This window comes from Streptosporangium nanhuense (assembly GCF_059358815.1).
Window position 1 is genome coordinate 39,510 of the sequence record NZ_JCADBG010000003.1, and the last position, 26,993, is coordinate 66,502.

At 71.9% G+C, this 26,993-nt stretch carries 23 protein-coding genes and 2 tRNA genes; 10 read left to right on the plus strand and 15 right to left on the minus strand.

Annotated elements, in window-relative coordinates:
• Nucleotides 1-140 precede the first annotated feature (140 nt).
• Nucleotides 141-968, plus strand: coding sequence for an undecaprenyl-diphosphate phosphatase (locus AC5L38_RS08020; RefSeq protein ID WP_495242117.1), 828 nt, complete (start codon nt 141-143; stop codon nt 966-968).
• 88 nt (nt 969-1,056) lie between these two features.
• Here the strand turns inward: AC5L38_RS08020 and AC5L38_RS08025 are convergent, their stop codons facing one another.
• Nucleotides 1,057-2,274, minus strand: coding sequence for an extracellular catalytic domain type 1 short-chain-length polyhydroxyalkanoate depolymerase (locus AC5L38_RS08025; protein ID WP_495242118.1), 1,218 nt, complete (start codon nt 2,272-2,274; stop codon nt 1,057-1,059).
• A gap of 557 nt (nt 2,275-2,831) precedes the next feature.
• On the opposite strand from AC5L38_RS08025, the gene AC5L38_RS08030 reads away from it, so the two are divergent.
• Together AC5L38_RS08030 and AC5L38_RS08035 are read left to right on the plus strand one after the other, a co-directional pair.
• Nucleotides 2,832-5,474: an ATP-dependent RNA helicase gene (locus AC5L38_RS08030; RefSeq protein WP_495242119.1), complete on the plus strand. Its 2,643-nt coding sequence runs from the start codon at nt 2,832-2,834 to the stop codon at nt 5,472-5,474.
• Nucleotides 5,475-5,649: 175 nt separating this feature from the next.
• Nucleotides 5,650-7,032: an amidase gene (locus tag AC5L38_RS08035; protein WP_495242120.1), complete on the plus strand. Its 1,383-nt coding sequence runs from the start codon at nt 5,650-5,652 to the stop codon at nt 7,030-7,032.
• A 182-nt stretch (nt 7,033-7,214) separates the two neighbouring features.
• Here the strand turns inward: AC5L38_RS08035 and AC5L38_RS08040 are convergent, their stop codons facing one another.
• The 5 genes from AC5L38_RS08040 to AC5L38_RS08060 form a co-directional block, all read right to left on the minus strand.
• On the minus strand, nt 7,215-8,174 hold the full coding sequence (locus AC5L38_RS08040) for an aldehyde dehydrogenase family protein (RefSeq protein WP_495242121.1): 960 nt from the start codon (nt 8,172-8,174) through the stop codon (nt 7,215-7,217).
• On the minus strand, nt 8,167-8,364 hold the full coding sequence (locus AC5L38_RS08045; RefSeq protein WP_350969140.1) for a hypothetical protein: 198 nt from the start codon (nt 8,362-8,364) through the stop codon (nt 8,167-8,169). Before AC5L38_RS08045 ends, AC5L38_RS08040 begins: the two co-directional genes overlap by 8 nt.
• On the minus strand, nt 8,357-9,784 hold the full coding sequence (locus AC5L38_RS08050) for an aldehyde dehydrogenase family protein (protein WP_495242122.1): 1,428 nt from the start codon (nt 9,782-9,784) through the stop codon (nt 8,357-8,359). Before AC5L38_RS08050 ends, AC5L38_RS08045 begins: the two co-directional genes overlap by 8 nt.
• A 9-nt stretch (nt 9,785-9,793) precedes the next feature.
• Nucleotides 9,794-10,732, minus strand: coding sequence for a deoxyribose-phosphate aldolase (deoC, locus tag AC5L38_RS08055; protein ID WP_495242123.1), 939 nt, complete (start codon nt 10,730-10,732; stop codon nt 9,794-9,796).
• A 176-nt stretch (nt 10,733-10,908) separates the two neighbouring features.
• On the minus strand, nt 10,909-11,178 hold the full coding sequence (locus tag AC5L38_RS08060; RefSeq protein WP_495242124.1) for a hypothetical protein: 270 nt from the start codon (nt 11,176-11,178) through the stop codon (nt 10,909-10,911).
• Between the two features lie 822 nt (nt 11,179-12,000).
• Between AC5L38_RS08060 and AC5L38_RS08065 the strand changes: the two genes are divergently transcribed.
• Both AC5L38_RS08065 and AC5L38_RS08070 read left to right on the plus strand, forming a co-directional pair.
• Complete coding sequence (locus tag AC5L38_RS08065) at nt 12,001-12,159, plus strand: hypothetical protein (RefSeq protein WP_495242125.1); 159 nt, start codon at nt 12,001-12,003, stop codon at nt 12,157-12,159.
• 124 nt (nt 12,160-12,283) lie between these two features.
• Nucleotides 12,284-15,196 carry an ATP-binding protein gene (locus AC5L38_RS08070; RefSeq protein ID WP_495242126.1) on the plus strand — a complete coding sequence of 971 codons (2,913 nt, stop codon included), beginning with the start codon at nt 12,284-12,286 and terminating at the stop codon, nt 15,194-15,196.
• Between the two features lie 169 nt (nt 15,197-15,365).
• On the opposite strand, the gene AC5L38_RS08075 is transcribed toward AC5L38_RS08070, so the two are convergent.
• From AC5L38_RS08075 to AC5L38_RS08110, 8 genes are all read right to left on the minus strand, one after another.
• Nucleotides 15,366-15,935, minus strand: a complete 570-nt coding sequence (locus AC5L38_RS08075; protein ID WP_495242127.1) for a TMEM165/GDT1 family protein — start codon at nt 15,933-15,935, stop codon at nt 15,366-15,368.
• Nucleotides 15,936-16,207: 272 nt separating this feature from the next.
• Nucleotides 16,208-17,245 carry a UDP-N-acetylmuramate dehydrogenase gene (locus tag AC5L38_RS08080; RefSeq protein WP_495242128.1) on the minus strand — a complete coding sequence of 346 codons (1,038 nt, stop codon included), beginning with the start codon at nt 17,243-17,245 and terminating at the stop codon, nt 16,208-16,210.
• A 41-nt stretch (nt 17,246-17,286) separates the two neighbouring features.
• Nucleotides 17,287-18,582 (minus strand): glycosyltransferase family 2 protein, encoded by a 1,296-nt coding sequence (locus tag AC5L38_RS08085; protein ID WP_495242129.1) that lies wholly within the window; start codon nt 18,580-18,582, stop codon nt 17,287-17,289.
• Between the two features lie 114 nt (nt 18,583-18,696).
• Entirely contained in the window at nt 18,697-19,125 is a 429-nt protein-coding gene (locus tag AC5L38_RS08090) for a MaoC family dehydratase (RefSeq protein WP_495242455.1), read from the minus strand.
• Between the two features lies 1 nt (nt 19,126).
• Nucleotides 19,127-19,573, minus strand: coding sequence for a MaoC family dehydratase N-terminal domain-containing protein (locus AC5L38_RS08095; RefSeq protein WP_495242130.1), 447 nt, complete (start codon nt 19,571-19,573; stop codon nt 19,127-19,129).
• 391 nt (nt 19,574-19,964) lie between these two features.
• Nucleotides 19,965-20,129, minus strand: a complete 165-nt coding sequence (gene rpmG, locus AC5L38_RS08100) for a 50S ribosomal protein L33 (RefSeq protein ID WP_030921771.1) — start codon at nt 20,127-20,129, stop codon at nt 19,965-19,967.
• Nucleotides 20,130-20,209: 80 nt separating this feature from the next.
• Nucleotides 20,210-20,283: transfer RNA gene (locus AC5L38_RS08105), tRNA-Met, on the minus strand.
• A gap of 212 nt (nt 20,284-20,495) precedes the next feature.
• Nucleotides 20,496-20,568 (minus strand) — tRNA-Thr (locus AC5L38_RS08110).
• Between the two features lie 723 nt (nt 20,569-21,291).
• Between AC5L38_RS08110 and AC5L38_RS08115 the strand changes: the two genes are divergently transcribed.
• From AC5L38_RS08115 to AC5L38_RS08135, 5 genes are all read left to right on the plus strand, one after another.
• Nucleotides 21,292-21,603, plus strand: coding sequence for a hypothetical protein (locus AC5L38_RS08115; protein ID WP_495242131.1), 312 nt, complete (start codon nt 21,292-21,294; stop codon nt 21,601-21,603).
• A 346-nt stretch (nt 21,604-21,949) separates the two neighbouring features.
• The gene (locus AC5L38_RS08120; protein ID WP_495242132.1) at nt 21,950-22,198 is read left to right on the plus strand and encodes a hypothetical protein; all 249 of its coding nucleotides are present in this window, start codon (nt 21,950-21,952) and stop codon (nt 22,196-22,198) included.
• A 293-nt stretch (nt 22,199-22,491) separates the two neighbouring features.
• On the plus strand, nt 22,492-23,784 hold the full coding sequence (locus tag AC5L38_RS08125) for a PP2C family protein-serine/threonine phosphatase (protein ID WP_495242133.1): 1,293 nt from the start codon (nt 22,492-22,494) through the stop codon (nt 23,782-23,784).
• 110 nt (nt 23,785-23,894) lie between these two features.
• Entirely contained in the window at nt 23,895-24,299 is a 405-nt protein-coding gene (locus AC5L38_RS08130; protein ID WP_495242134.1) for a YciI family protein, read from the plus strand.
• A 162-nt stretch (nt 24,300-24,461) separates the two neighbouring features.
• On the plus strand, nt 24,462-25,874 hold the full coding sequence (locus tag AC5L38_RS08135; protein WP_495242135.1) for an RNA polymerase sigma factor: 1,413 nt from the start codon (nt 24,462-24,464) through the stop codon (nt 25,872-25,874).
• An 18-nt stretch (nt 25,875-25,892) separates the two neighbouring features.
• On the opposite strand, the gene AC5L38_RS08140 is transcribed toward AC5L38_RS08135, so the two are convergent.
• A complete protein-coding gene (locus AC5L38_RS08140; protein ID WP_495242136.1) occupies nt 25,893-26,951 on the minus strand; it encodes an LLM class flavin-dependent oxidoreductase in 1,059 nt (352 codons plus the stop codon).
• Nucleotides 26,952-26,993 lie beyond the last annotated feature (42 nt).

A 26,993-nucleotide genomic window follows, 5' to 3' on the forward strand; every position in this document is an offset into this window, starting at 1 on the left:
TCTGGGGGGCGGGTCCGGTTTACGGAAGATCACGAAAAGAGCGCGGTCGGCATCGGCCGAACGGCCGGGTCACAGTTGCCTCCCCGCTCCGCTAGCCTCGCGTAGGTTACGCACGCGCTGGTACGGAAGGTGCTCATGTGATGGGCTGGTTCGAAGCGGTGGTCCTCGGACTGATTCAGGGATTGACGGAGTTCCTGCCGATCTCCTCCAGTGCCCACATCAGGGTCGTGTCGGCGTTCTTCGGCTGGGAGGACCCGGGGGCCGCGTTCACCGCGGTCATCCAGCTCGGTACCGAGGCCGCGGTGGTCATCTACTTCCGCAAGGAGATCTGGGAGATCATCTCCACCTGGACCCGGTCCCTGTGGACGCCCGGCCTGCGCGCCCACCACGCCGCCCGGATGGGCTGGTACGTCATCGTCGGCACCATCCCGATCGTGGTGCTCGGCCTGCTCTTCGAGGAGTCCATCGACAGCGCCTTCCGCGACCTGCGCCTGATCGGCACGACGCTGATCGTCTTCGGCCTGGTCCTGTGGTTCGCCGACCACACCGCCCGCAACAGGCTCACCCTGGAGCGGCACCTCAGCTTCACCCACGCCCTCATCTACGGCTTCGCCCAGTCGCTCGCCCTCATCCCCGGCGTGTCCCGCTCCGGCGGCACCATCAGCGCCGGGCTGCTGCTCGACTACCGCCGCGAGGAGGCCGCCAAGTACTCCTTCCTGCTCGCCATCCCGGCCGTGCTGGGCGCGGGCTTCCTGCAGCTGTTCAAGATCGGTGAGGGCAGGGCCCCGGAGTGGGGTCCCACGATCCTGGCCACCGTGATCTCGTTCATCGTGGGCTACCTGGCGGTCTCGTGGTTCCTGAAGTACATCAGCACCCACCGGTTCACCGGCTTCGTGATCTACCGGATCGCCCTCGGGATCGTCATCATCGCCCTGGTGAGCTTCGGGGTCCTCGACCCCTCGGCCTAGGCGCCCGGTCCTCTCGGACGAACAGACGAACAGACGAACGGCCGGACCGCTGGTCAGCGGTCCGGCCGTTCGCGTTCGGGGTTCCGCGCTAGCACTCGCTGTCGGCGACCACCCAGTGGTTGGTGCCGGTCTGCTTGAGGCCGTGCGTGACGAGGGTGTTCCACAGGCCCATCGCGTTGTTGGACCCGTTGGCGTAGGTGTAGCCGCCGGACTGGTAGGCCCGCCCGGCGGTGGTGTGGGCGTAGTTGCTCGCCCTGACGCAGGTCTGCGGCACCGTGGGCGTGGGCGTCGGGGTCGGCGTGCCGGTCGGGGGCGGGGTCGTCCCGCCGGTCAGGCCGAAGAACTGCGCGTCGTGGTAGGCCGAGCAGATGGTGTCGAGGAAGTACGCCGCCGCGCTGCCGCACTGGTCGGCGGCGCCGCCGGGATCGATCGGCAGGCCATGCCCCATGCCGGATATGTCGTACACGCGCACCACGTCGTTCCCGTACACCTTCAGCGAGGTGCCGCCGGTGAGGCTCCGCGTGGAGGTGGGGCTCTGCGAGACGCCCCGCACGTTCGTCCACTGGTCGCGCAGCTGGACGGCGTTGGCCGGGACGACGGTGTAGTCGGCCGTTCCCTGCCAGATCGCGACGCGCGGGTACGGCCCCGAGTAGCCGGAGTACGCGCCGCGCACCAGGTCGCCCCACTGCTGCGGGGTCTTGCTGACCGGGCCGTACTGGCAGGTGGAGGCCTGGAGGAGGCTGGTGGCGCACCGGTACGCGAGCCCGGCCCCGATCGAGCCGCCCGCAAAGACGTCCGGGTACGTGGCGAGCATGACGGCCGACATGGCCCCGCCCGCCGACAGGCCGGAGACGTAGACGCGCGCCGGGTCGGTCCCGTAGTTGGAGACCGCGTAGGCGACCATCGCGCGGATCGAGGCGGCCTCGCCCTGGCCGCGGACGGTGTCGCCGGTCTGGAACCAGTTGAAGCAGCTCGACGAGTTGTTCGCGCTGCCGGTCTGCGCCAGGACGAGGGTGAATCCCGACTGGTCGGCGTACTTGCGCCAGCCCGAGTTGGCGAAGTAGCCGCTCGCGTTCTGCGTGCAGCCGTGCAGCAGGACCACCAGCGGGCGCCCGGCGGCCGAGCCGTCGGGCCGGTAGCTGTACATGGTGAGGTTGCCGGGGTTGCTGCCGAACGAACCGACCTGGACGAGCGAGGCGGCCCGCGCGGGAGCCGTCGTCGCGGTCGCCGCGCCGAGCAGTCCGAGCAGCCCGAGCGACAGGGTGAGGAGGATGCGGAGAGGTCCCGCGGGAACGGATGCGGCCATGGCGTGCTCCTTCGTGGCCCTGTGACCTGTGTCACCGGCCCTTACCAGCGCACGTTAAAACCGCTGTAACCCGTTTGACATGTTCACGAGACACACTCTTCGCCTCCGTGTTATGGATCACACGGTGGCGGGCGGGGCTCCCCCTCCCCGGATCCCGCGAACCCTCGGGGCCTCCTGGGTGTCCTGACTTCCACGGGGTACGCGAGGTTCCCCGGCTCCCCGGACGCCCTCCGCGGGAGGGTGCGCGGGCTCCCCCGGCGACCGGCGCGAGGCGCCACCCTCCGGGACGAGTCCGGTCGCGGGTCCGGGCCCAGCTCCGGGCGCGGGTCCGGCTCCAGGTCCGGCTCCAGGTCCGGGCGCGGCTCCGGCTGGAGGCTGCCGGTCGGCCGCCCGCAGCCGGGCGGCATGTCGGTAGGCGGTCACGGTGGCGACGAACATAGCGGTCAGACCGATCACGAAGGGATCATTCCCCCGCCCGGCCCGACGAACACCACCGCGGGCGCGTTCCGGGAATCGCCGCGTCCCGCCGGGTGCCGGACCCGGGGGACACTGGACGGGTGCGCTCCGACTGGTCCGGCCTGCCCGTACGCCACGCCCTGCCCGAGTTGCTCGCGGCACTGGACGTGCGGGGCGTCGCCGTGCTCACCGCCCCTCCGGGCACCGGCAAGACCACGCTCGTCCCGCTAGCGCTGGCCGGGCTCCTCGACGGCTCGGCGCCCAGGCGGGTGATCGTGGCCGAGCCGAGGCGGATGGCGGTACGGGCGGCGGCGAGACGGATGGCGTGGCTGCTGGAGTCCGAGGTGGGGGCCGAGGTCGGGTTCTCGATACGCGGCGAGCGCAGGGCCGGCCCGAGGACGGTCGTCGAGGTCGTCACCACCGGGGTCCTCCTGCAGCGGCTCCAGCGCGACCCCGAGCTCGAAGGCGTGGACACGGTCCTGCTCGACGAGTGCCACGAGCGCCACCTGGACGCGGACACCGCCCTGGCGTTCCTCCTCGACGTCCGCGCCGCGCTCCGCCCCGACCTGAGAATCGTCGCCACCTCCGCCACCGCCGACGCCGCCCCCTGGGCCCGCCTCCTCGGCTCCCCAGGCGGCGCCGACGTATCGTCCGGCGACACCGGCGACACCGGCGACACCGGCGACACCTTCGACGCCTCCGGCGGGCTCGCGCCGATCGTGCACGCCTCCGGCACCATGCACCCGGTCACGCCCGTCTGGGTGCCGCCCACCGGGACCGTCGCGCCGCCCCACGGCATGCGGGTGGACCCGGCGTTCCTGGCCCACGTCGCCGGGGTCGTACGGCGCGCGCTGGCCGAGCACGAGGAGGGGGACGTGCTCTGCTTCCTGCCGGGCGTCGGCGAGATCGGCCGGGTGGCCGCGATGCTCACCGGCGTCGAGGTCCTCCAGGTGCACGGCCAGGCCCCGGCCCGCGTCCAGGACGCGGTCCTGTCCCCGGGCGACGGTAGAAGGGTGGTGCTCGCCACCTCGGTCGCCGAGTCGAGCCTGACCGTGCCGGGCGTACGGATCGTGGTCGACTCCGGCCTGGCCAGGGAGCCTCGCACCGACCACGCCCGCGGTCTCGGCTCGCTCACCACCGTCCGCGCGTCCAGGGCCTCGGCCACCCAGCGGGCGGGACGGGCGGGCCGCGAGGCGCCGGGCGTGGTCTACCGGTGCTGGTCGCGGGCCGAGCACGACCGGCTGCCCGAGTACGCGCGCCCCGAGATCGCGCTCGCCGACCTGACCGGTTTCGCCCTCCAGGTCGCCTGCTGGGGCGATCCCGCCGCCACCGGCCTGGCCCTGCTCGACGCGCCGCCGCCCGCCGCGATGGACGCCGCCCGCCGCACCCTGTACGCCCTGGGCGCCCTCGACTCCCCCGGCACCCCGCGCCCACCGGGCGCGCCGGAGCGGTCGCCTGCCCCTCTCCCGGGCCGGGTGACCGACCGGGGGCGGCGGATGGCCGGGGTCGGGGTCCACCCGCGCCTGGCGCGGGCCCTGATCGACGCCGGTACGGACGGGATCGACACCGGGTCCCGGGCCGCCGAGGTCGTGGCACTGCTGTCGGAGCAGCTGCCCCGGGACGCGGGCGACGACCTGGTGGCGGTCTGGCGCTCCGCGCGCCAGGGCGGCGACGGCTTCTCCGCCCGCTGGCGCCAGGAGGCGGGACGCCTGGCGCGGGCCGTACCCGGCACCGGCCCGCGTTCCGGCCGCGGACCGGCGGGTGCCGTCCGGCCGGGGAACGGCGACGACGCCGTGGCGGGGACGGTCGTGGCGCTGGCCTACCCGGAGCGGGTGGCGCGACGGCGCGGCGGCTCGTACCTGATGGCCTCGGGAACGGCCGCGGAGCTGCCGCGCGGGTCGCGGCTGGGGACGGCGGAGTGGCTGGCCGTCGCGGTCGCCGACCGGCCCACCGGGGCGGCGTCCGCCAGGATCAGGCAGGCGGTGGTGATCGACGAGGAGACCGCCAGGCTCGCCGCGGCCTCCCTGTACAGCTCCGGTGAGGAGGTCACCTGGCACACGCCGCCGGGAGAGCGGCGCGGCGACGTGTCGGCGCGGCGGGTGGAGCGGCTGGGCGCGATCGAGCTGTCCAGCGGCGCGCTCCGCGGTGCCGACGTGCGGCCCGCCGTCCTGGAGGGCCTGCGTGCGGAGGGGCTGTCGATCCTGCGCTGGACGCCCGAGGCCGTGGCCCTGCGCGAGCGGCTGGCCTTCTGCCGCCGCACGCTCGGCGACCCGTGGCCCGCGACGGACGACGACGCGCTGATCGGCGCGGCCGACCGCTGGCTGGAGCCCGAGCTGTCGCGAGCCCGCCGCCGGTCGGACCTGGAGCGCCTCGACGTGGTCTCCGCGCTGCACCGCCTGGTCCCCTGGAACGCCCGGCTGGCGGAGGTGGCCCCGGAGCGGGTCGAGGTGCCGAGCGGGTCGCGGGTCAGGATCGACTATTCGGGCGAGCGGCCGGTGCTCGCGGCCAAGCTGCAGGAGCTGTTCGGCTGGGCCGAGGCCCCGCGCGTCGCGGGGGTCCCGCTCGTGATCCACCTGCTCTCCCCCGCGGGCCGCCCGGCCGCCGTCACCGCCGACCTGGCCTCCTTCTGGCGCGACGGCTACCGCGCGGTCCGCGCCGAGCTGCGCGGGCGCTATCCCCGGCACCCCTGGCCCGACGATCCCCTGTCGGCCACCGCCACCCGCCGCACCAACCCGCGCCGCTGACCCCGGCGGGCCGGAAGCCCGGGCGCACCGGGGCTCAGGCGCGCCGGAGGCTCGGGGAAGCCGGGCGAAATAACGCCGATGAGCCGGACAAGTCATCTGATTGAGATGTGGGACGCTTCCCCTTACGCACTCGCCGGACCACACTCGGTGCATGTCGTGGGTGGGAAGTTCCGCAGTGGAGATCGCGGATGCCGTGCGACGGGGGAAGGTCACGGCACCCGTGGTGGTCGCCGAGCACCTCGACGCCATCGCCGAGCGTGACGGACGGATCGGGGCGTTCCGCGTGGTCCTCGCCGAGCGGGCGCTGGCCGAGGCGCGGGCCCTGCAGGAGCGGGAGGACCTGCAGGGCCTGCCGCTCGCCGGGGTGCCGATCGCGATCAAGGACAATGTCGCGGTCCGGGGGGAGACGTCGCGCAACGGCTCGGCGGCGACGCCCGACGTGCCCGCGGACGAGGACCATCCCGTGGTCGCCAGGCTGCGGGCGGCGGGCGCGGTGGTCGTCGGCATCACCAACGTGCCGGAGCTGTGCCTGGCCGGGTTCTCCGACAGCGTGTACGGCGTCACCCGCAACCCGTGGGACCCGAGCCGCACCCCCGGCGGCTCCTCGGGCGGGAGCGCGGCGGCCGTGGCGGCGGGAATGGTCCCGCTGGCCCACGGCAACGACGGGCTGGGCTCGCTGCGCATCCCCGCCGCCTGCTGCGGCCTGCTCTCGATCAAGCCGGGACACGGGCTGGTCCCGCCGCCCGAGCACGACTGGTACGGGATGTCGGAGAACGGGCCGCTGGCCACCACCGTGGCCGACCTCGCCCTGGCCCTGGCCGTCATGGCGGGCGACATGTCGCTGGCGACGCCCGGCGAGAGCGAGGCCCTCGGCGTGGGCAGCGCCATCGACGACTACCCGGGCGGGCTGACCCTGTCCGAACCGCTGAGGCTGCGGGTCGCGGTCGCGCCGATGCCGCTGCCGCCGGGGCTCTCGGTGGACGCCGAGTTCCAGCGGGCGGTGACCGGGGCCGCGGAGGCGCTGGGCGCCGCGGGGCACACCGTGGTGGACCACCCCGAGCGGATGTCCCTCAAGGTGGGCGCCGCCGCCGTGGCCACCTGGTTCGCGTGCGCCAGGGGCGACGTCGAGGGCCTCGACCCGCGCGGGCTGGAGCGGCGCACCAGGTCCCTGGCGAGGATGGGCCGGCTGCTCGCCAGGTTCGGGGCGGACGGCGCCGCGGGCCGCGACCGCTGGCGCGCGCACGGCGCCGACCAGTGGTTCGGGAACGCCGACGTGCTCGTCACCCCGACCCTCGCCGCCGTACCGCCGCCCGCCGAGCGCTGGGGCCGCCGGGGGCTGCCGGCCAACGTCCGCGTCAACCTGACGTACGCGCCCGCCACCGCGGCATGGAACATGGCCGGCTGGCCGGCCATGAACGTCCCGTACGGCAGGCACTCCAACGGCACCCCGATCGGGGTCCAGCTCGTCGCGGCCCCGGGCGGCGAGGCGCAGCTCCTCGCCCTGGCCGGCCAGCTGGAGGCCGCCCGCCCCTGGCCCCGTCACGCCCCGCTCGCCTGAGCCTGGCCCCGAACCCGCCGAACCCGCCCACCCTGACGGGCCTGGCGGGCCTGGCGGGCCGGATCCGGCGCACCGGACGCGGCGAGACCCGATGGAGCCGGGCGGGCCGGACCCGGCACGCCGGACGCGGCGGGCCAGGCAGGGCAGGGCATGGGAGGGCAGGGCAGGGCGAACCCGGCAGGTCAGACGCCGGTGGGGTGCCAGACCGTCTTGGTCTCCAGGAAGGCCGTCAGACGCCTGGTGCCGGGGTCGGCGGACCAGTCGGTCGCGGTCGCGGCGGGGCGGAGGACGCGCTTGAGGTTCTCGGCCGCGGCCTCCTCGCACGTGACCGCCAGGCCCTCGTCGTCGACCCCGGTGAGGTCGAGGGCGTTGACGTCCATGTGCGCGGCGAGCCAGGGGGCGAGCTCGGCGGCCGAGCCGGTCAGGATGTTCACCACCCCGCCGGGCAGGTCGGAGGTGGCGAGCACCTCGGCCAGGGTGATCGATGGCAGCGGGGCGCGCTCGCTCGCGACCACGACGCAGGTGTTGCCCGTGACGATCACCGGGGCGATCACCGAGACGAGCCCGAGCAGCGGCTCGTCGGGGGCGATCACCGCGACCACGCCGGTCGGCTCCGGCGTGGAGATGTTGAAGTAGGGCCCGGCGACCGGGTTGGAGGACCCGGCGACGGCCGCGATCTTGTCCGACCACCCGGCGTACCAGACCAGCCGGTCGACGGCCGCGTCCACGACCTCCCCGGCCCTCTTCGTCCCGGCCTCCGCCAGCTCGGCGGTGAACTGGGCCCGGCGGCCCTCCAGCATCTCGGCGACGCGGTAGAGGATCTGCCCCCGGTTGTACGCGGTGGCGCCCGACCAGCCGCCGAAGGCCTTGCGCGCGGCCGACACCGCGTCGCGGGCGTCCTTGCGGGAGGCCCGCGACGCGTTGGCGAGGAAGTCGCCCCTGGAGGAGGCCACGGCGTAGGACCTTCCGCTCTCGGAGCGCGGGAACGCCCCGCCGATGTACAGCTTGTACGTCTTGCGCACGGCGAGCCGCGCGGATCCGGGGCCCGCGTGGTCCCCTCCGCCCTCGCCCGTACCGTCTCCCGCCGGGGCACCCGCCTGCTTGCCCGCCCGTGCCCGGCTCGGCCGCTCAGCCTTACTCATTTCCCAGCCCTCTCCACGAGCTCTCCTGCTGCGCCAGCCGGGCCGGCACGAAGATCTGACCGCAGCGGCTCACGCCGCACCGGTGGGCGAACCAGCCCCGCAGCACCGGCCGTCCGGCGCGGGCGAAGCCGTGGCCCCGGGTGCTCTGGGCACGGCGGGGACGGCGTTTCGCCCTGTGATGCTCACACATCGAGATACGCCTCCAGCCCGTGCCGCCCGCCCTCGCGCCCGTACCCGGACTCCTTGTAGCCGCCGAACGGCGAGGTGGGGTCGAACCGGTTGAAGGTGTTGGCCCAGACGACGCCGGCGCGGAGCCTGTTCGCCATCCACAGGATGCGCGAGCCCTTCTCCGTCCACACGCCCGCCGACAGGCCGAACGGGGTGTTGTTGGCCTTCTCGACCGCCTCGGCCGGGGTGCGGAAGGTCAGCACGGACAGGACCGGGCCGAAGACCTCCTCGCGGGCGATCCGGTGCGACTGGGCGACGCCGGTGAAGATGGTCGGCGGGAACCAGAAGCCCTTGTCGGGCAGCGAGCAGGCCGGGGACCAGCGCTCGGCGCCCTCCGCCTCCCCCAGGTCGGACAGCTCGCGGATCTTGGCGAGCTGGGCCGCGGAGTTGATCGCGCCGATGTCGGTGTTCTTGTCCAGCGGGTCGCCCAGCCGGAGGGTGCCGAGCCGCCGCTTCAGCGCGTCGAGCAGCTCCGTCTCGATCGACTCCTGCACCAGCAGCCGGGAGCCCGCGCAGCAGACGTGGCCCTGGTTGAAGAAGATCCCGTTGACGATGCCCTCGACGGCCTGGTCGAGCGCGGCGTCCTCGAAGACGATGTTCGCGGCCTTGCCGCCGAGCTCCAGGGTGACCTTCTTGCCGGTGCCCGCGACCGACCTGGCGATCCGGCGGCCGACCTCGGTGGAGCCGGTGAAGGCCACCTTGTTCACGTCGGGGTGGTTCACCAGGGCGGCGCCGGTCTCGCCCGCGCCGGTCACGATGTTGACCACGCCGGGCGGCAGGTCGGCCTGCGCGCAGATCTCCGCGAACAGCAGCGCGGTGAGCGGGGTGGTCTCCGCGGGCTTGAGGACGACCGTGTTGCCGCAGGCCAGCGCGGGCGCGATCTTCCACGCGAGCATGAGCAGCGGGAAGTTCCACGGGATGACCTGGCCGGCCACCCCGAGCGGGCGCGGGCTGGGGCCGTACCCGGCGTAGCCGAGCTTGTCGGCCCAGCCGGCGTAGTAGAAGAAGTGGGCCGCCACCAGGGGCAGGTCCACGTCGCGGGACTCGCGGATCGGCTTGCCGTTGTCCAGGGACTCCAGCACGGCCAGCTCGCGCGAGCGCTCTTGGATGATGCGCGCGATCCGGAACAGGTACTTGGCCCGCTCCGAGCCGGGCAGCGCCGACCAGACGCCGAACGCCTTGCGGGCGGCCTGTACCGCCCGGTCGACGTCGGCCTCGGTGGCCCAGGCGACCTCCGCCAGGACCTCCTCGGAGGCCGGGTTGACGGTCTTGTTGCGGTTGTCACCCTGGGAGTCGACCCACTCGCCGCCGATGAACAGGCCGTAGGACGGCCTGATGTCGACGACGTCACGCGACTCGGGCGCCGGTGCGTACTCAAACATGTGAACGCCTTAGTCGAGGGTGAAGTAGTCGGGACCCGCGTACCTGCCGGTGGCCATCTTCTGGCGCTGCATCAGCAGGTCGTTGAGGACGCTGGAGGCGCCGAGCCGGAACCAGTCGGGGTCGAGCCAGCCGTCGCCGACGGTCTCGTTGACCAGGACGAGCATCTTGATCGCGTCCTTGGTGGTCTTGATGCCGCCGGCGGGCTTCACGCCGACCTTGCGGCCGGTCCCGGCCAGGAAGTCGCGGACCGCCTCCAGCATGATCAGCGTCACCGGGAGGGTCGCGGCGGGCTGCACCTTTCCGGTGGAGGTCTTGATGAAGTCGCCCCCGGCCAGCATGGCCAGCCAGGACGCGCGGCGCACGTTGTCGTACGTGGCGAGCTCGCCGGTCTCCAGGATCACCTTCAGGTGGGCGTCCCCGCACGCGGCCTTGATCGCGACGATCTCCTCGTAGACCTTGAGGTAGTCGCCCGAGAGGAACGCGCCCCGGTCGATGACCATGTCGATCTCGTCGGCTCCGGCCGCCACCGCGAAGGTGGTGTCGGCGATCTTGACGTCGAGCGAGGAGCGCCCGCTGGGGAAGGCGGTCGCGACGCTGGCCACCTTGACCCCGGAACCCTTCAGGGCCGCCACGGCCCCGGCGACCATGTCGGGATAGACGCACACCGCGGCCACCTTGGGCACGGAGGGGTCGGCCGGGTCGGGGTGGACGGCCTTGGCGCACATCGCGCGGACCTTGCCCGGGGTGTCGGCCCCTTCGAGGGTCGTCAGGTCCACCATGCCGATGGCGAGGTCGATGGCCCGGGCCTTGGCGGTGGTCTTGATGGATCGGGTGCCGAGCATCGCGGCGCGCTGGTCGGCGCCGACGCGGTCGACACCTGGCAGGCCGTGCAGGAAGCTTCGCAGCGTGACGTTGGACGTTGCCACGTCGGTGAGCGAGGTCGTCATAGTTGACACCTCTCCAGCATGCCTACTGGTGTGATTACTTCCAAACTGGACCCTGCACAGCAGGCTTGCCGGTTTTCGTCAACATCCGCCGTCTTCCCCCGTATCGGGGGCGAACACCACCGAGCCCCCGTGTCACACGAGGGCCCGGTGACAACGGCGTCAACGCGAGGGCGTCATCAGACGAGGCAGTCGAGAATCTGGGACACCGTCGCACCGGTGATGCTGGCGATGAGGTTCAGGGCCGTGTTGAGGGGCATCAGCCCGGCTCCCACCAGGGCGAGAATCGGCCTGGCGACGGTTCGGATGGTCTGGCAGAGCTCCACCTGCGAGGCGGTCGGGGTGGGAGTCGCGGTGGCGGCGTTGGAGACGGCGGGGGTGCCGAGCACGGCCAGGCCGAGAGCGGCGCCCGCGACGGTGCGGACAGCGATTCTCTGAAGACGCGTCATGAGAGTTCCCTTTCAACGAGACGGGCGCCTTTGGGCGTCCGCACTGGTTGTGCTCATCACGTTGCCGAGGAAACGAGCCCGAAGCAATGAATTAGATTCATTTTATCCGGACGATCCAATATTTCGGGCCAAACATATAGATGTCGACCCGATCCGCGAGACCCCCGTGACACGAAAACGCATACAGCATCCGGCCTCACAACACTCTCCACGCATAAAACCGCAGGTCAGAGCCATGTTTCCAGAAGCACAAAGGGACAGAACAACACCAATCCCACGGGCCTCGCCAAGGAAACAGTGAATAGCGGAATGGCAAGGAGACCCCTCGGCTCTCCACGCCGAACCGGGCTGTCATGTCACGAAATAGCCGTCTTGCGAATAGGTGATCGACGACCACGGAAAAGCAATGAGAATAATCCCGCGAGAGCCCGGCGCTTTTCGGTTCTCCGCGCCGGGCGGGCCGTTCCCGGCCACCCGGGGAAAGCACGCGGCCGAGGACGGCGGGGCCCGGCCAAGGTAGGCCAAGGTAGGCCAAGGCAGGCCAAGGCAGGCCAAGGCAGGAGGGCCGGCCGGGGCGGAGGATCGGCCAGGGCAAAGGACCGTCCGGGACAGAGACCCGGCGGACCCGACGGACCTCTCGGGCGGGGTGGATCGGCGCCGTCTAGGTAGTGCCGGGACGCCCTAGGCGTGATCTAGGTAATGCCCGGGCGAGAAGTGTCCGGGAGATAGGACATCCTCCCGATGTGGGACCGGGGGCCTTAGGACGAATCTTGAGTGTGTAAGGAAAGCGCACCACGAGGTGCCACACCAGGGAGGAACCCCATGGGTCCCGAGCTCCACCTTCAGATGATCGCCCACCGTACCTCCGAGCTCCGCCAGGAGGCCGACAGCTACCGGCGCGCCCTTGAGGCGCAGGAGGACAGGAAGGTCCACTCGCCCGAGAAGCGGCGTGGCCTCTTCAGCAAGATCATCCCGGCATGACCCCGCCCCGAGAGCCCGGCCGCTCCCATCGGCCCGGCCGGGCCTCGCTACCCCCCTGAACCCCCGATTCCACCGAGCGAAAAATAGGGAGATCACACCTTTAAGGCATGACATGCTGGCAGACATGGTGGGTCGGGCGGTAAGCCCCGTCTTCGTAGGGCGGGAGAGGGAGCTCGCGGACCTGACCGAGGCGTTCGAGCAGGCCCGGAAGGACACGGCGGTGACCGTGCTGCTCGGCGGCGAGGCGGGAGTCGGCAAGTCGCGCCTGATCGGGTGCTTCGCGGAGCGGGCCACGGCCGACGGCGCCCACGTGCTCAACGGGGGCTGCGTGGAGCTGTCGACCGAGGGGCTCGCCTACGCGCCGTTCACCGCGGCGATCCGCCAGCTCGTGCGCGAGTGCGGCGCCGAGGAGGTCGCGGCCCTGCTCCCCGAGGGAGGGGCCCGTGACCTGGCCCGGCTGCTCCCCGAGTTCGGCGAGCCGAGCGGCGACACGGAGAGCGACACCGCCCGCGCCCGGCTCTTCGAGCAGATCCTCACCCTGCTGGAACGACTCGCGGAGCGCCACCCGGTGATCCTCCTCATCGAGGACGTCCACTGGGCCGACAGCTCCAGCCGCGACCTGATCGCCTTCCTCAGCCGGAACCTCCGCACCGCGCCCGTGCTGATGGTCCTCACCTACCGCTCCGACGAGCTCCACCGCCAGCACCCGCTACGGCCGGTGCTCGCCGAGCTCGGCCGGCTGGACGGGGTCCTGCGGATGGACCTGCCCCGGCTCACCCAGTCCGAGGTGGCGGCCCAGATGGCCGGCATCCTCGGCACCGCACCCGAGTTCGCCCGGGTCGACAGGGTCTTCCAGCGCAGCGAGGGCATCCCGCTGTTCGTCGAGGCGCTGATGGAGTGCGGCGGCGAGTGCGCCTTCCCCGACTCCCTGCACGACCTGATCATCGGCTCCGTGGAGCGGCTCCCCGAGGAGACGCAGCGGGTGCTGCGCATCGCCGCGGCCGGCGGCATCCGGGTGAGCCACGCCCTGCTCGTCGCGGTCAGCGCGCTGTCGGACGTCGAGCTCGACGACGCGCTGCGCACCGCGATCGCGGCCAACGTGCTGCAGGTCGCCGACGGCCGCGCCTACGTCTTCCGGCACGCGCTGATCCGCGAGGCCGTGCACGACGAGCTCCTGCCCGGCGAGCACGTACGGCTGCACGCCCGCTTCGCCGAGGAGATCGGCAGGGACCGGACGCTGGTCCCCCCCGGCCGGGCCGCCATCGAGATCGCCCACCACTGGCACTCCGCCCGCGACGACCTGTGGGCCCTCGTCTCCGCCTGGGAGGCGGCGGGCAAGGCCGCCAAGACCTTCGCCCACCGCGAGATGATGCAGCTGCTGGACCGGGTGCTCACGCTGTGGGGCAAGGTCCCCGACGCCGCCGAACGCATCGGCGTGGACCACACCACCGTCCTGGAACAGGCCGCCGAGGCCGCGAGCGCGTGCGGGGAGACCGACCGGGGCACCAAGTTCGTCAAGGCCGCGCTGCACGAGCTCGACGAGCGGACCGAGCCCGCCCGGGTGGCGAACCTGCTCGTATGGAGATCGCAGTTCAAGAAGGCCAAGCGGCGGCCCGGGGTCCTCGACGACCTCCGCTACGCCGAGCGGCTGGTCCCCGAACCGGGGCTGGAGCGCGCCGCGGTGCTGTCCAAGCTGGGCTCGTACCTGATATTCAGCGGCGAGCTGGCGGAGGGGACGGCGCACACCGAGGAGGCGCTGCGGATCGCGCGCGAGCACGGCGAGGAGACCCTGGAGGCGGAGCTGCTGCTCAACCTCGCGCTGGGCCACTCGATCGCGGGGCGCATCGAGACCACGATCGAGCTCAACGAGACCGCGCAGGCGATCGGCGAGCGGGTCGAGTCCGGCCGCAGCGTCCTGCGCGCCATCGCCAACAACGTGGACGCTCTGAACAACATGGGCCGCTCCGTCGAGGCGATCGAGCTCGCGCTCGAAGGGGAGCGGCTGGCCAGGAAGTACGGCCGCTACCGGAACCAGGGCACGTTCATCGCCAACAACCGGGCCGAGGCGCTGGAGGCGCTGGGCAGGTTCGACGAGGCGGCCGAGCTGGTCGAGCGGATCCTCGGCAACGACCCCACCCTGCGCACCCGCCACCACCTGCGGCGGGTCCGCGGGGACGTGGCGGTCGCCCGCGGCGAGACGGACGTGCTCAGATCCGTCCTGGACGAGGTGACCGCGTTCGGCACCGTCCCCGAGGAGTTCATGCAGGAGCTGACCACCGACGCCCGGCTCATGATCGGCCTGCACATGCTCGGCGGGGAGCCGCTGGCCGCGCTGGAGGTCGCCGAGCGGGTCGCCCTGGAGGCGCAGATCACGAGCAAGCCCATGCTGGGCTGGCGGACGCTCGGCCTGCTCGGCGGCATCTGCGAGACGGTCGAGGAGCTCGCGCCCGAACGGGTGGCGGCGCTGCGCGCCCACGTCGGGAAGGCCGCGGCGACGATGACCGTGGACAGCCCCGTCGCCGAGGCCTACCGGCTCGGTCTCACCCGCGACCACGACGCCGCGGCCGCCGCCTGGGAACGGCTGGGCCGCCCCTTCCCCCAGGCGAAGGCGCTGCTGTACGGGGGACGGATGGCGGCCGGCGCCGGTGACCGCGACGGGGCCGCGCCCCGGCTGCGCGCGGCCCACCCGATCGCCGTGGCGCTCTCCGCCCTGCCGCTGGCCGCCGAGATCGAGGCGCTCGCCCGCCGGGTCGGGATCTCCCTCACCGAGCGGGCCGCAACCGCCGGGCAGGCCGGAAGCACCGGACGAGCCGGAGCCGCCGGGCAGGCCGGGGGCGGGGAGTCGACGCTGACCCCGCGCGAGCTGGAGGTGCTCCGGCTGGTCGCCCAGGGGCGCTCCAACCGCGAGGTCGCCGCCGAGCTGTTCATCTCGGCCAAGACCGTGAGCGTCCACGTCTCCAACATCCTCGGCAAGCTGGGCGTCTCGACCCGGGGCGAGGCCGCCGCCGCCGCCCGCCGCCTCGCCCTGATCGGCTGAACCCCGCCCCCTCCCGGAGCGATCGTCGGGCGGCGAACGACGGCGCGGCGATCGCCGCCGCCGAACACGCGCGGCCGTCCTGGCACTGACCCGTCCTGGCACTGATCCGTACCGCCCCTGACCCATACCGGCCCTGATCCGTACCGCCCCTGACCCGTACCGGCCCTGATCAGACGAACAGCGGTTCGAGGAGCAGGATCACGCCGAAGACGGCGAAAGCCGCGGCGGCGCCGTAGCGGATGACCTTCTCCGGCAGGTGCTTGCCGAGCATCCGGCCGACCGCGATGGCCAGGGCGTCGGCGGCGACCATGCCCACCGTCGAGCCGACCCAGGTGCCGAACCAGCCGTACTGGGTGGCGAGCGTGATGGTCGCGAGCATCGTCTTGTCACCCAGTTCGGCGAGGAAGAAGGCGACGGTCACGGCGATGATCGCCGACCGGGTGGTGCGCTGCGCCTTCCGCGACTCCTCCTCGGTCAGCTCGTCCCCGCGCAGCGTCCACACCGCGAAGCCCAGGAAGGCGATGCCGGCGATGATCGTGATGGCCGTGGTGGGGAGGAAGTCGCCGACCAGCCCGCCCAGTCCGACGCTGAACAGGTGGACCACCGCGGTGGCCAGGGTGATCCCGGCGAGGACCGGCCACGGCTTGAACCGGGTGGCGAACGTCATCGCCATGAGCTGGCTCTTGTCGCCGAGCTCGGCGACGAAGATCACGACGAGACTGATCCAGAACGCTTCCAACGAGGGTGCCCTTCCGCGTACGCAGCCGGGCGGAAGATGAACACCCGGGGAGTCTCGGGCACGTCTTCGGCCCGGCGGCATCCATAAATGCCTGCCAGGCCGAAGGTCTCGTCCGCCACGGAGCCGGGCCGAAACGGCCGGATCCGGGGCCCGCGCGACCGGGCGCCTCGGGCGCCAGCATGTCGATCACGCGATTGGGACTACTCCCCTTCGGGTTTTGCTATCAGACCATAGCAGCAGAAATCGGATGACCATTACCCGCCCCGGGCACCTCAGAGGCGGGTGCCGACCATCACGGGCTCGTTGACGAGGATGACGCCGAACTTCTCCAGGACGCCGTCCCTGACCTCGCGGGCGAGGTCGAGGAGTTCCTCCGTCGATGCCACCGATTCCGGATTCGTCATGGCAAGGGTGTGCTTGGTGGAAATGCGGGCCGGGCCGCGCCGGTAGCCCTTCGGGAACCCGGCGTTCTCGATCAACCACGCCGCCGGGACCTTGACGGCCCCCTCCGGCATGTCCCAGCGGGGGAACCCCGGCGCCCGCAGCTCCAGCTCGGCGGCCTGCGCGACGGTCAGGACCGGGTTGGTGAAGAACGACCCGGCGCTGCGGGTGTCGGGGTCGGCGGCGTCCAGGACCATGCCCTTGCCCGCGCGCAGCTCCAGCACCGCCGCCCGCGCGTCCGCGAGCGGCACCCGGTCACCCAGCGCGACGCCCAGCCGGGAGGCCAGCTCGCGGTAGGCGACCGGGCCGGACAGCGCGTCCCCGGCCAGCTCGTAGGTGACCGCGAGCACGACGTACCGCCCGAGATCATCCTTGAACGCGCTGTGCCGGTAGGCGAACCCGCACTCCCGCGCGTCCAGATCCCGCACCTCGCCGGTCCGGCGGTCGTAGGCCCGGACGGCGGTGATCGTCTGGGAGACGTCCTGCCCGTAGGCGCCGACGTTCTGGATCGGCGTGGACCCGACCAGCCCGGGGATGCCGGACAGGCACTCCACGCCCGACCGGCCCTCGTCCACCGCGCGCTCGACCAGGGCGTCCCAGTCCTCGCCCGCCTGCGCGGTGACCAGATCCCCCGCGATCTCGACGCCCCGGGAGGCGACGCGCACGACCAGGCCGTCGAAGCCCTCGTCGGAGACGACCAGGTTGCTGCCGCCTCCCAGCACGAGCACCGGCTCGCCCGCCCGGTCCGCCGCCGCCACCAGCTCGACGATCTCCTCGGACGACCCCGCCTCCACGAACGCCGCGGCCGGTCCTCCCAGCCCCAGCGTCGTGTACGGCGCCAGCCGCACCCCCGCCACCCGCTCCGTCATGCGCTTCCCCACCCGCCACCCGGCCGAAATCCGCGACCAGCCTACGGGGAGCGCAGCAGCTTCAGCACCCGGTCGCGGTTTCGGCGGGACTCCTCGTCGCGGTATCCGGGGTCCACGCCGTCGTCACCGCGCCGCCGCTCCTGGCGGACCGGGAGATCCTTGCCCAGGGCGACGAGCGTGCCGGGCAGCCCGAGCGAGAACTCCAGGTCGGCGTCGCGGTAGTAGCCGGCCTCGGCGGGGAAGCCGCCCGCGGCGAGCGCGACGTCGCGCCTGACCGCGAACAGGTGGCCGAGCAGCGCCCGGACCTCGCCCGGTTCGGCCTCCAGCCACTCCTGCTCGCCCTCGCGGGGATTGACGCCCTTCCACCCGGCCGCGGTCACGTCGTCGTCCAGCGCCTTGACCAGCGGGGTGACGGCGTCGCCGTCCAGGATCACCGAGGTGTCCATGACGACGTGCACGTCCGAGGTGTCGAGGCGCAACAGCCTGTCACGGCTCTCGCCCCATCCCGCCGAGCCGCCCCTCCAGTGCGGCGTCTCGGCCACGTGCCAGGCCTCCACCCGGCGGGGGAACTCCTCCGCCAGCTCCTGCAGGACCGCTCCCGCGCCGTCCACGTCCCCCAGGTCGAGGGCGAGGATCCTGGCCTCCGTACGGGCGACCAGGGCTCGTACGCACTCGCGCAGCTCGTCGGGACGGCCGTCGACCAGGAGCGCGACGGTCACCGTCGACCGCGCGGCCGTCGGCTCCTCGACCTCGGCCGGGGGGACGATGGTCTCGTCGAGCCGGGAGACCGACAGGCTGGCGTCCCACAGCAGCTGGGAGGAGACCATCCGCTCGGGATGGCCGTCGAGATCGTCGGCCCGGCCGACCAGCTCCGAGCCCTCGGGCGTCTGCTGGGGGGCCGCCTCGGCCTCGGCGACCCGCTTCGAGTCCAGGTCTCCGAGCCGCTCCGGGTCACGTCCCGGATCGGCGGCCTCGGCGACCCTCCCGGGGTCGGCCGAGTCGTCCCTTCCGGTCGCCGTGTCTCCGGCGTCTCCGGCGTCCCCCGCGTCCCCGCCTGCCGTACTCACCCGTCCGGGGGCCGTGGAGGCGCCCGGCTCACCGCCCGCACCGCCGCGCTCCGCCTCCGGGGAACCCCCCTCGGGCAGGGATCCCACCGTGGGCCACACGTGGAAGGAGGGAGAGGGGATGACCTCGAAACCGTCCGCGGTGTCCCGGACGAGCCAACCCTCGGTTCTGATCTCGTCACGGAGCGCGTCGGCGGCGGCATGATCGTGCTCGGCTCGCGCCCTGGCCCGCCGCTCGGCCAGGCCGGTCACGTTAGGAGGTACTTCGCTCATGCTGGGGAGCTACCCCTGGACGGGGAGAAGATTCGGCCCCGGTCCACGAGCGTGCCGTGAACCGCGCCCAGGCCGACGACCATCCCCCCGAACAGGCTCCGGGCCGGACGGCGCCTACGCCAGCCGGACCACGGCGCGGGCCTTGGACAGGACCCGGGAGTCGTTGGCCCTGGCGGTCAGCGCGACCACCACGCGGTTGTCATCGAGCTTCTCCTCGATGAGCCCGCTCACGGTGACGACGGTGCCCTGGTCGTCGTCGGGGACGACCACCATGGAGGAGAACCGCACCCCGTAGTCGATGACCGCGCCGGGGTCGCCCACCCAGTCGGTGACGAACCGGCCGCCCTGCGCCATGGTGAACATGCCGTGCGCGATGACGTCGGGAAGCCCGACGGTCTTGGCGAAGCGCTCGTTCCAGTGGATGGGGTTGAAGTCGCCCGACGCCCCGGCGTACATCACCAGGTTGGCGCGGCGCACGGTGTATTCGGCGGGCGGGATCTGCTGGCCCGTCTCGACCTCGTCGTACTTGACCGTCGCGGCCATGTCAGCCCGCCCCTCCACGCTCGACAATGGTGTTGTAGGTCGTGCACACGAACTCACCGTCGACGGTGCTGACGTCGCTCTTGACGGTGATCATCTCATTGCGGCCGGCGCTGCGGATGTCGGTCACGGTGGAGACGGTGACCAGCTCGTCCCCGGCGTGGATCGCCCGGCGATACTCGAAGCGCTGCTCGCCGTGGACCACCATGGCGAGGTTCAGGCCGAGCTCGGGGTCGGTCAGGATCGACCCCAGGGCCAGGCTGAACACGATGGGGAAGGTCGGCGGCGCGATCACGTCGGGGTGCCCCGCGGCCTGGGCGGCCTCCCTGTCCCGGTAGATCGGGTTGTTGTCGCCGATCGCCGTCGCGAACTCTTTGATCTTCACGCGACTGACCTCGTACGGCGAGGAGGGCGCGGACGCCCGCCCGATGAAGTCACGGTTCAGAGCCATCGTGCTCCTTTGCGGATATCGAACCGGTGAGGCCGACACCGGCGGATCGGACGAGACATTGACGGAACAAGATTCCAGCAGGTGCCCTCGGGTTGGCAACCGGGGGGCGAATCATCGGAAAGCGGGTCACCCGCCGGGCGGGAGCAAAAGCTCCCCCGGCCGGTGGACGCCGTCGGGAGACGAACCATCGGAAAGCAGGCCACCTGCCGGTGAACCACTGGAAACCGTAGCCCGGCCCGCTCCCGCGCCGACTCTCTTCCACGGTCAACGCTCGTGCGAAAAAACTGTACGGATACGACAAACCGGCGCCTCGTCTGAGGACGCCGGTTTCCGTGGAGTATGTGCGTGCCGAAGCACTCATCTCCCGCCGCAGCGGAAGGCTTCGCGCAGACTAGCGAGTCTCGCGGTGCGCCTGGTGCGTCTTGCAGTTCGGGCAGTACTTCTTCAGCTCAAGCCGATCCGGGTCATTGCGCCGGTTCTTCCGCGTGATGTAGTTGCGGTGCTTGCACTCCTGGCAGGCCAGCGTGATCTTCGGCCTAACGTCGGTGGCAGCCACTTGGGAGTGCCTTTCTACGTTCGGGACAGTGGACAACCCACGACAGGACTTCTCTAGTGGGAGAAGCCCCTGGTGGGTAGTAGCGGAGGCCGGACTTGAACCGGCGACACAACGATTATGAGCCGTTTGCTCTGCCTGGCTGAGCTACTCCGCCTTGAGGCCGACGAAATCGACCGACCTCGCAAGGATACCCGACCCGCAGAGTGCCTGCGTACTTGTGCAGGTCAGGGCGATCTCTTCTGGGTCGCCCCAGTATGCCCGCTCACGCGTCAGGAACCTTGAGTATTTTCTGGCCCGCCTTTACCTGCCTTCAAGGCCAACCAAGCCGAAAGCCCCAACCAGGAGGTTGGGGCCTTTAGGCTGTTGAGCCCCTTTACGGAATCGAACCGTAGACCTTCTCCTTACCATGGAGACGCTCTGCCGACTGAGCTAAAGGGGCCTGTCCGTGTCGCTCTCGCTTGCGGACAGGTGTAACCATACACGGCTCCGCAGCAGGATGCGAAATCAATTGAGGTCCACCCGGACCACCACACGTCCCCCCTCGGAGCACCCGCGCCGCCCTCCGTGACGAACCCCTCCCGAGACCCGGCCCACCCCCTCGGTTCCCGCCCGGGAGCCCCGGGGACACGGGTGCGACAACCCCGGCCCCGGCCCGGCGGGCGGGGGCGGCGGGGGCGGCGGGCCCGGCCCGGCGGGTGGCGACGGCACCGCTCCGGCGAGCGAGAACGGCGGCCCCGCACCGCCGCTCCGGCGGGTGAGAACGGCGGCCCCGCACCCCTGCTCCGGCGAGCGAGAACGGCGGCCTCGCATCCCCTCCGGAGCCGGGCACCCGCCACCCGTCGGACACACGGCCCCGGAGGGCGGCCGGCGCGCTGGACGGCGGTCGCCCACGCCACCGGTCATCGATGAAACGATCGGTGGCGACCGCGCACCCGCCCGCCGCGACGAGCCCGGCCACCGCGGCCCGCCGCCCGGAGGTGCCCGGGTTCACCGCCCGAGGCGGACCGGGAACACGCGGCACAACAAAAGCGCGACATGCCCCGTTAGGCGCCTTTTGCCGAATATCTAACCTTTCGGGAAACATCAGGCCGGATGAACACCCTGCCGGATGAACACCCGACCGGGTGAACGCCCGGTCTTTCGCGGAACACCGAGGAGCACGATGCTGCAGGACCGTCGCAGGGACACGATCCGGGCGCTCGACGAGAGCGACCGGCCGCACCTGTACTGGCACGGGGTGGACGGCGACGGCCACGTGTGGCTGTTCGAGACCGTCATCGACAGCGGCGGGGAGTACTGGCCCGTGCGGCACGCCGAGCTGGGTTCCGACGGCCTCGCCCGCACGTACTCGTGGCGCCACATCGAGGACGAGCACGGCTTCCTCGCCGAGGGCCCGATCTATCCCGGCGACTTCGGCCTGAATGCCCTGACCTCCGAGGAGTTCGACACCCTGTGGGCCGCGCTCGGCGGGTGATAGCGCCCCTCAAACGCCCCTCAAACGCCCCTCGGACGCCCCTCGGACGCCCCTCGGGCGCCTCCCTGTCCCAGCCTCCCGGGCCCGCGGACCGTCCTGGCCGAATCTCGGGCGGCACCACGGCACCACAGCCCCACGGCCCCGTGCCGGACCGGACGCGAGCAGTGACGTCCGTCGATCACACATGGGTCGGGCGGGCGGTGAATGGCATTCGCCACCCCTTCGCATCGATTTTCGACTGTTTTCGACCAGCGGTCGACCGCCGTTCCGGCCGCGCCATAAGTTCGCTGAATCGGGATGACAAAGTGGGTTATTTCGCATATATGCATGGGGGTAAGTTGCTCGCATGAGCGGAACGCCCGGCCTGAGGATGGCAGCCTCGGACATGACCGCGCTGAGCCTGTGGACCGCCGACGCGGTGGTGCTGTTCGACTGGCTCCTGAGCGTGGATCTCGACCAGCTTCCCGTCCGGCACCTGGCACAGAAACAGGCCCTGATGGATCTTCTCCAGCAGCTCGACCGGAGCATCCCCGGCTACACCTCCGAGGACATCGAACAGGCACACCAGCTGCTGACCCAGGAGATGGGCCTCTAACCGCGCCCTCCCCGCCCCACTGCGGAACCGTACGATCCGCGCCGCGACCGTGAGGGGCCACACCGCGACCGTGTGCCCCGGCCCTTGACGGGATCGCGCGGCTCGGGGAGGAGGGGCATCGCCGTCTCGGGAACGCTGGCCTAGAGTTTGATCCGTAGGGGTTCGTTCCGCTCTCTGTAAGGCCCGGTCGCCTGCCTCGGGCCCGCTCCGGCGGCTTCCGGCGTGAGCGGCGCGGTCGTGGATGACGTACCCGGAGGCGTGAACGACGTACCCGGAAGAAGGCAGTCGCGCACATGGGCGTTGAGATCCCCGCGGCGGTGTTCGATCCCAAACGCCTGTCGGCGCTGCGGGCGACCGGCCTGCTCGACAGCGAGCCCGAGCCGTCGTTCGACGATCTCGCACGCCTGGCCGCGCGGGTGACCGGAACCCGACGGGCGTTCGTGACCCTGGTCGACGATCGGCGGGTGTTCTGGAAGAGCGCGATCGGGATGGGCGAGCTGTCCGTCTCCGATCGGCAGAACGCGGTGGCCGACAGCCCCTGCCACATCCTGATCGCGACGAACGAGCCGCTGCTCGTGGACGACGCCGCCACCGACCCGCGCGTACGCGACCTGCCGGCGGTGGAGCTGCTGGGGATCGGCGCGTGGGCCGGATATCCCATCCACGGCCCGGACGGAGAGGTCCTGGGCGGGTTCTGCGTGGTGGACTCGGTGCCGCGCGCCTGGTCCGACGTCGACGCGCAGACACTGGCCATCCTGGCGCGCGCCGTGTCGAGCGAGATCCGGCTCCGGGACGCGCTGGCCCGTTCCGAGCGGCACGTGATGGAGCTGGAGGCCGCGGGCAAGGTGTCGACGAGGCTGGCCAGGACCCTCCAGGACAGCCTGCTGCCGCCGATGATGCCGACGGTTCCCGGCCTGCAGGCCGCCGCCACCTACATCCCGGCCGCGGGCGAGGTGAACGTGACCGGTGACTTCTACGACCTGTTCCTGGCGAGCGGTTCGCGCTGGTGCGCCGTCCTGGGTGACGTGTGCGGGCACGGCGTGGAGGCCGCGCAGATCACCGCCCTGGCCCGGTACACCCTGCGGGCCGACGCGCCCCGCCACATCTCGCCCAGCAGGGTGCTGGAGCAGCTGAACCGGGCCCTGCTGGCGCAGCGGGTCAGGGACGGGCGGTTCCTGACGGTGGTGTGCGCGATCTTCCGCCCGGACGGTGATGGTTTCACCGGAATGCTGTCCACGGCCGGTCACCCCTCCGCCCTGCTGCGACGGGCGGACGGAAGGGTGGAGTCCCTCAGGACGCCCGGCGTCGTGCTGGGCATCATGGAGGAGACGAGGCTGGGGAACGTCCGTTTCGATCTGAGGCCCGGTGACACGCTGGTGCTGTACAGCGACGGCGTCACCGAGGCCCACCCACCGAGACGGCAGGACCTGTTCGGCGACGAACGCCTGGCCGCCCTGCTGGCGGGGTGCCGGGATCTCGACGCGGACGACATCGTGCGGCGGATCGGGGACGCCGCGCTCGATTACAGCCAGGGACACATGACCGACGACATGGCCATCCTGACGCTCCGCGTTCCCGACCCGTGACCGGAAACTTCTTTCGCCGGATGCCCGGCAGGATGTCGAGAACGCGCTCGCCTGCTTCTACCTGTGGGTGAGAGCGCCGGCGAAGGCGCTCGAACACGAGGAGCGAAGACATGAAATACATGATGTTGATGCAGTTCAGCGGGCAGACGGACGATTTCCCGCCGATCGACACCTGGCCCGTCGAGGACGTCCAGGCCCACATCCAGTTCATGCACGACACGAACCAGAAGCTCCTCGACGCCGGCGAGTTCGTGGACGCGCAGGGGCTGGCGGCTCCGGACCAGGTCAAGATCGTACGGGCCGGTGAGGGCGGTGCCGCCGTCGTCACGGACGGCCCGTTCCCCGAGACGAAGGAGTTCCTGGTCGGCTACTGGATCATCGACTGCGACGGCCCCGAGCGGGCGGTCGACCTCGCCGCGCACGTCTCGGCGGCGCCCGGTCCCGGCGGCAGGCCGCTGAACATGCCGATCGAGCTGCGCCAGGTGATGTCGGTCGCCCCGTCGGAGGAACTGTGACCGCCGGACACGCCGGTCGCCTCCGTACGGGAGCCGTGACCGCCGGACACGCCGATCGAGCCGATCGAGCTGATCAAGCTGCGCCAGGTGATGCAGACCGCCCCCGCACGGGAGCCGTGACCGCTGGATAGCCCGGCCGCCGTCGACCTGCTGCGCCGGCTGGTGCCGCAGGTCGTCGGCGTGCTCACCCGGCGCTTCGGGGACTTCGCCGCCGCCGAGGACGCGGTCCAGGAGGCACTGATCGACGCCGCCGCCCAGTGGCCGGAGGAGGGCGTCCCCGCCAGCCCGCGAGGATGGCTCATCCAGGTCGCGTACCGCAGGATGACCGAGCAGCTCCGCAACGAGCGGGCGCGGCGCCGCAGGGAGGAGCTGGTGGCCGCCCGGGCGCCCCTCGACCGGCGGACGGCTCCGCCCGCGGACGACGCCTACGAGACGGACCGGGACGACACCCTCACCACGCTGTTCCTGTGCTGCCACCCCGCGCTGACCCCGGCGTCGGCGATCGCCCTCACCCTGCGGTCGGTGGGCGGCCTGACCACGGCCGAGATCGCCAGGGCCTTCCTGGTGCCCGAGTCGACCATGGCGCAGCGGATCAGCAGGGCCAAGCAGCGCGTCAAGGCGTCGGGGGTCCCGTTCCGCATGCCGGCTCCCCCGGAACGGGCGCGACGGCTCGGCTCGGTGCTGCACGTGCTCTATCTCATCTTCAACGAGGGCTACGCCAGCAGCGCCGGTCCCGACCTGCAGCGGGTGGAGCTCTCCCGCGAGGCGATCCGGCTGGCCAGGATGGCGCACGACCTGCTCCCCGACGACTGCGAGGTGGCCGGGCTCCTCGCCCTGATGCTGCTCACCGACGCCCGGCGCCCCGCCCGTACCGGCCCCGGCGGCATCCCGATCCCGCTGACCGATCAGGACAGGGGCCTCTGGGACGGCGAGGCCGTCGCCGAGGGGATCGCGCTCATCACCGGCACCCTGGCCAGGGGCGCGGTCGGTCCCTACCAGCTCCAGGCGGCGATAGCCGCGCTCCACGACGAGGCGGCGACGGCCGAGGAGACCGACTGGCCGCAGATCCTGGCGCTGTACGGCCTGCTGGAACGCATGTCCGACAATCCCATGGTCTCGCTCAACCGCGCCGTCGCCGCCGCCATGGCGCACGGTCCCGCGACCGGTCTCGACATGCTCAGGGCACTCGGCGGCGACGCCCGCCTGGCGGGGCACCACCGTTTCTACACGGCCCGCGCCCACCTCCTGGAGATGGCCGGTGACCGGCGGGCGGCCGTCGACGACTACCGAGCGGCGGCGAGCCGCACGACGAGCGCCCCGGAGCGCGACTATCTCACCACCCGCGCCGCCCGCCTCGCCACACCGGACCAACCGGAACGGACCACCCCGACCGGCCGGCACGAGCCCTCTCCCGACCAACCCGAGCGAACCCCTCGGGCCGGTCGGCACGAGCCCTCTCCCGACCAACCGGAACGGACCACCCGGCCGGTCAAGCCGAGCGAGCCGCCCCCGACCGGCCGACCTGACCGCGACCCATCTCGCCCGCCGGTACGCCCCGGCGGCGCGGGCCCGTGACCGGCGGGCCCGGCCGGGTCATCCGGCCGGTGTCGCGGCCGGGGTCTGGGCCAGCAGCCGCCGCACCCTCGGCACGACTTCCTCCCCGTAGAGGCGGATCGTGTTCATCAGGCTCTCGTGCGCGAGCGTCCCCGAGCTGTACTTGAGCTCGAAGCGGTCGACGCCGAGCGTGCCCACCGTTTTCGCGATCTTCGCGGCCACCGTCTCGGGGGATCCGACGTAGAGCGAGCCCTCGTCGGCCTCCGACTCGAAGCGGTCGCGGTTCGTCGGGCCCCAGCCGCGCTCGCGGCCGATGCGGTCGTGCATCGCCCGGTAGTGCGGCCAGAGCTCGTCGCGGGCCTGCCGGTCGGTCTCGGCGATGTGTCCCGGCGAGTGCACGCCGACCGGCAGCCGCTGGAACTCCAGCTGGTCGAGGGCGCGGTGGTACAGGTCGACGTACGGCGCGAACCGCTCCGGCGAGCCGCCGATGATCGCGAGCATGAGCGGCATCCGGTAACGCGCCGCGCGCACCACGGACTCGGGGCTGCCGCCGACGCCGATCCAGGTCCGCAGCCGGCCCGACTCCGTCTTCGGATACACGTGCTGGTCCTTCAGACCGGCACGGAGACGGCCCCGCCAGGTGACCGGCCCCTCCTCCAGGAGGTGGGAGAGCAGATCGAGTTTCTCCTCGAACAGCTCCTCGTACTGCGCCAGGTCGAAACCGAACAGCGGGAACGACTCCGTGAACGAGCCACGGCCGAGGATGATCTCCGCACGGCCCCCGGACACCGCGTCCAGGGTGGCGAACCTCTCGAACACGCGCACCGGGTCGTCCGAGCTGAGCACGGTCACCGCGGTGCCGAGCCGGATGCGTTCGGTACGGCCGGCGATCGTCGCCAGCACGATCTCCGGCGCCGAGACGGCGAAGTCGTCCCGGTGGTGCTCCCCGATGCCGATCGCGTCGATCCCCACGCTGTCGGCGAGCACGGCCTCCTCGACGACGTTACGGATCACCTGCGCGTACGGCAGCCGGTGCCCGTCCGCGTCGACCGTGACGTCCCCGAAGGTGTCGATCGCGAACTCAAGCGGTGCGGACATCATCCCCTCTTTCCCAACGACTTCCCAAGGCTCAACCGAGGC